The 4,317-nt window shown below is 69.4% G+C and carries 4 protein-coding genes and 1 pseudogene; 2 read left to right on the forward strand and 3 right to left on the reverse strand.

The window, feature by feature from the left end; translation table 11 throughout:
- Positions 1-159, reverse strand: a pseudogene (locus G3N93_RS35290) (DUF2591 family protein); the annotation flags it as partial.
- A 331-nt stretch (positions 160-490) separates the two neighbouring features.
- Here G3N93_RS35290 and G3N93_RS35295 point away from each other — a divergent pair.
- Together G3N93_RS35295 and G3N93_RS35300 are read left to right on the forward strand one after the other, a co-directional pair.
- Entirely contained in the window at positions 491-1,570 is a 1,080-nt protein-coding gene (locus tag G3N93_RS35295) for a glycosyltransferase family 2 protein (RefSeq protein ID WP_206135045.1), read from the forward strand.
- Between the two features lie 15 nt (positions 1,571-1,585).
- Positions 1,586-2,839: a glycosyltransferase family 87 protein gene (locus tag G3N93_RS35300; RefSeq protein WP_206135046.1), complete on the forward strand. Its 1,254-nt coding sequence runs from the start codon at positions 1,586-1,588 to the stop codon at positions 2,837-2,839.
- Here the strand turns inward: G3N93_RS35300 and G3N93_RS35305 are convergent.
- A complete protein-coding gene (locus tag G3N93_RS35305; RefSeq protein WP_174982870.1) occupies positions 2,812-3,852 on the reverse strand; it encodes a TadG family pilus assembly protein in 1,041 nt (346 codons plus the stop codon). The two genes, G3N93_RS35300 and G3N93_RS35305, sit on opposite strands and share 28 nt — an antisense overlap.
- On the reverse strand, positions 3,845-4,273 hold the full coding sequence (locus G3N93_RS35310) for a TadE/TadG family type IV pilus assembly protein (RefSeq protein WP_206135047.1): 429 nt from the start codon (positions 4,271-4,273) through the stop codon (positions 3,845-3,847). Before G3N93_RS35310 ends, G3N93_RS35305 begins: the two co-directional genes overlap by 8 nt.
- Between the last annotated feature and the right edge of the window lie 44 nt (positions 4,274-4,317).

Below are 4,317 nucleotides of genomic sequence, written 5' to 3' on the forward strand. Positions count from 1 at the left end.
CCCGTCCGCCCACGACATCGACGGCGCGAACGGCGTCGGCACACCACCTGCGGTACGAATCGACGTACACCCGGACGCATCGGCGCGCGGGGCGTCGTGGCCTTCCGCGACCGCGACCCAGTAATCCAGCGGCGCACCTGTCAGCTCCTGGACTTGCATGACCGTCTCCGTGACCATCGTCGTCAAGTCGACATGCTAACCGTTGCACCCGCGCACGTTGCGATCTCCGCTGGCGCCGCAGTGCTTTACGAGCGCTGCCGGCCCTGTCGCGAAAGCATGACGCCCTGCTCCTTCCGCGCGGGGCAACCAGGCGTCGATGCCCGACCGCCGAGTCGCACGATGTCGACGCCCCCTCCACCGCACCCGCATCAATTCGTGTTACGAATCCCCGATTCCTGCCTACAATGTTCAGAACGCCAGTCGTCCGGCCTGCCGCGGACGACAACCGGATCCATACGGTGCAGCGCAGGCCGGATCTCTCGGGGGACGTATGTCCGCGCATGCCAGAAAGCCACTGGTCTCGCTCGTCGTGCCGTTCCACGACGAGGACGAAGCCATCGATGCATTCTTTGCAACGACGCTGCCGATCCTCGAATCGGTCGAGTCGGTCCGTTTCGAGATCGTCTGCATCAACGACGGCAGCCGCGACGATACGCTCGGCCGGCTGATCGACGTCGCCGCCGGCGACCCGCGCGTGCGCATCGTCGATCTCACCCGGCGCTTCGGCAAGGAAGCCGCGCTCACCGCCGGCCTCGACGAAGCCGCCGGCGCCGCCGTGATCCTGCTCGACGCCGACCTGCAGGACCCGCCCGCGCTGATTCCCGCGATGATCGATCGCTGGCTCGCCGGCGCAGAGGTCGTCGCCGCGAAGCGCACCGACCGCATGTGCGATCCGCTGATGCAGCGCGTGGCCGCCGCGCTCTACTACCGCGTGCACAACCGCCTCTCCGAAGTCGAGATGCCCGAGAACGTCGGCGATTTCCGCCTGATGGATCGCCAGGTCGTCGACGCGCTGCGCGCGCTGCCCGAGCGACGGCGCTTCATGAAAGGCTTGTTCGCGTGGGTCGGCTATCGCACCGAGATCATCGAATACACGCGTGCGCCACGCAGCGGCGGCCGCTCGAAATTCTCCGGATGGCGGCGCTGGAACTTCGCGCTCGAAGGCATCACGAGCTTCAGCACCGTGCCGCTGCGCGTGTGGACCTACCTCGGCCTCGCGTTCGCCGCGCTGTCGTTCGTCTACGGCACCTTCATCGTCTTGCGCACGCTGCTGTTCGGCAATCCCGTGCATGGCTACGCATCGCTGATCTCCGTGATGCTGTTCGTCGGCGGCATCCAGCTGATCGGCATCGGCGTGATCGGCGAATACCTCGGCCGCATCTATCACGAGTCGAAGCAGCGACCGGTCTATCTCGTGCGGCGGCGCTATCACGCGCAGCGGGACGCCGCCGCGCATCCGGCGTCGAAGTTGCTGCAGTTCCCGCTCAAGCGCACGCACGCGGGCCGCCGCCGGACAGCGCCGCCCGCGGCCGCCGGCCACGCTGTGGCGCGCAAAGCGTCCGTCAAATAACCCCGCGCACGACGCATGGATCTCCCGCGGCAATCGATGCGATCGGCGGACCTTCCCGTCCGCGCGTGGCTGACACCGCGGCGTGTCGTTGCGTACAGCGCGGTCGCGCTCGCGTGCTATGCGCTGTTCGCCGCGATCTGGGTCGCCGTCGTCCGTCACGCGCCCGGCACCGCGCCGTCACGCCCGGGCGCCGACTATGCGGTGTTCTGGTCGGCGTCGTACGTGATGCTGCACGGCTCGCCGTGGCAAGCGTACGACTTGCCGACCTTCTCGCGGCTGGCCGCCGACCTGTTCCCGCAGTTCCGCCGCGACGACCTCGTCGCGTGGCTGTACCCGCCCACCAACCTGCTGCTCGTGACGCCGCTGGCGCTGCTGCCCCATGCAATCGGCTATCCGCTGTTCGTCGCGTTCGGTGTGGTCGTGTTCGGCTTCGCCGCATCGCGCGTATCGGGGCTCGGCGCGATCCCCGGCGCATCGCGCATCGGCGGGTTCGCGCTGGTCGCCGCCCCGTTCGTGTTCGTCACCGGGATGTTCGGGCAGAACGCGTTCCTGACCGCGTCGTGCGCGGCGCTGGCCGTCTGCTGGGCGGACCGTCGGCCGATGTGGGCCGGCCTCTGCATCGGCCTGCTGTCGGCCAAGCCGCAGATGGCGCTGCTGTTCCCGTTCGTGCTGGTCGCCACGCGCGCCTGGCGCACGATCGCGTGGGCCGCGCTCGCCACCACCGCGTTCACCGCGCTGAGCGTCCTGATCTGCGGCGTCGAGTCGCTACGCCTGTTCGTCGCGGGCACGGCAATCGCACGCACGCTCCTCCTCGAGCAAGGCGTCGTGTTCTGGCTCGCGTCGCCGGCGCCGTTCGCCGCGTTCCGCCTCGCGGGCCTGCCGCCTGCTGTCGCGTATGCCGCGCAGGCGTGCATCGCGGCGCTCGCGATCGCGGTTGCCTGCACCGTGTGGACGCGCTCGCGCGACATCCGCCTGCGCGCGGCGGTGCTGGCGGTCGCCACGCTCGCGGCGAACCCGTACGTGTGGCACTACGAGCTTGCGTGGCTCGGCATCGCGATCGCGTGCATGCTGGCGATGGGCTGGCAGGACGGCTGGCTGCGCGGCGAGCAGACCGCGATCGCGCTCATGTGGCTGCTGCCGGTCGTCGAATACCTGAACCCGTGGCTGCAATGGCCGCAGATCGGCCCGGTCGTGACGCTGTTCGCGCTCCTCATGCTGCTGCGCCGCGCCGGCCCGCGGGCTCAAAACGCGAGCCGCGGCGGCACGTAGATGCCGTAGTACGGCCCGACGCCGGTCGCGACGCCCGTCATCTTCACGCCGGCGACGAAATGGCCCTGGATGTACTTGTACGAGCCGCCGAGCGACACGTCGATATGGAACGGCGCGAACGCGACGATCGGCACGGTGGTGCTGGTGGCGGTCTGCGTGACGACCGGCAGCACCACCGTCGTGCCGACCGGCACCGACGTATAGAGCGTCGCCTTCACGCCGGTCGCGAGATTGATGCTGTCGCCGATGTTGAGCGTCGTCGGGTTGCCGGTTGTCATCAGGCCGCCCATCGTCGTCGTGTCGGTCGCGGTCGACTGGAACGACGTCCACTGCCCGCCCATGCACAGCAGGCCGTAGACCTGGCCGTTCGTGATCGAGAATTCGAATGGCTGGCCCGTCAGCGGATTGATCAGCGGCTGGTTGGTCGACGCGTTCCAGTACAGGTTGTACACGCACTGGTCGATCGCGACCGGAAACAGCCCGCCTGCCCCGACCCCGCCCGGTGCCGCCAGCACCGCCACGGCCGTCGCGCTATCCGATGCGCCGGGAATCCCCAGCAGCCCGCCCAGCAGCAGCGGAATCGAGCCGCCGTTCACGCCGGGTGCGCGCGACACGGTGACCTGCACCGCCGGCACGTCGTACTGGCCGGGCGTGATGGTCGTCGCCTGCATGGACGAGGGGTTGCGCGTGACGTTCCAGTATCCGGTGGTCACCGTGCCGGTCGACAGCGCCGCGCCGGCCGCCGAGTTCTGCGCGATCACGCCATTCGCCGCCGGCGCGGCCTGCGACCAGTTCACCGCGCCGCCGCTCGGCGACATCATCGCATCGGCCCCCGCGAGCGCGGCCGCGTCGGCCGCGTTCTGCAACTGGTTGTTCACCGTGACCACCCACGCGATGTCGATCGCCAGCGCGCCGAACGACAGCAGCGGAATCAGGAACAGCAGGAAGAACAGCGCGACCGAACCGCGCTGCCGTTCGGCGCCGACGGGTTGCGTGGCGGCCACGTCATTCATAGAGCATCACCGACGTCGCCGAGACCGTGACCGGGCCGGTGAGCGCGCTGAACGCGGACCCCAGCACGAGCCCCGAATACGTGTAGGTCACCGTCACCGTCAGCGCGGTGCCCGCCGTCGTGCCGTTCGCCTGCGTCACGGTCACCGCCGGGGTCGTCGCGGTGCCGCCGGTGATCAGGCTGTTCTGCATCGCGTTCTGCGCGATGCTGGCGATCTGCGTCGTGGTCAGCATCGGCACGCGCAGCATGACGCCGGCGCGCGCCGCCTCGCGGCTCGCGTTCGTGATGCCGGCCTTGTCGCACAGGATCAGGCTCGTATCGATGAGGCCGATCAGCACCATCAGCAGGAACGGCAGCATCAGCACGAACTCGAGGGACACGACGCCGCGCGCGTGGCGCGCGCCCGCCGCCCCGCGTGTCATTTTGCGGCCCCCGCCCCCCATCGGAAGAGCGGCGTGGAGGGAAA

Origin of the sequence: Burkholderia sp. Se-20378 (assembly GCF_017104665.1) — a bacterium.
In the GTDB taxonomy this organism is placed as follows: Bacteria; Pseudomonadota; Gammaproteobacteria; order Burkholderiales; family Burkholderiaceae; genus Burkholderia; species Burkholderia lata.

What these genes read in the sequence shown, in the direction of transcription:
- G3N93_RS35310 (WP_206135047.1), bottom strand. Translation starts at nt 4,273, where the DNA reads ATGACACGCGGGGCGGCGGGCGCGCGCCACGCGCGCGGCGTCGTGTCC.
- G3N93_RS35300 (WP_206135046.1), top strand. Translation starts at nt 1,586, where the DNA reads ATGGATCTCCCGCGGCAATCGATGCGATCGGCGGACCTTCCCGTCCGC.
- G3N93_RS35305 (WP_174982870.1), bottom strand. Translation starts at nt 3,852, where the DNA reads ATGAATGACGTGGCCGCCACGCAACCCGTCGGCGCCGAACGGCAGCGC.
- G3N93_RS35295 (WP_206135045.1), top strand. Translation starts at nt 491, where the DNA reads ATGTCCGCGCATGCCAGAAAGCCACTGGTCTCGCTCGTCGTGCCGTTC.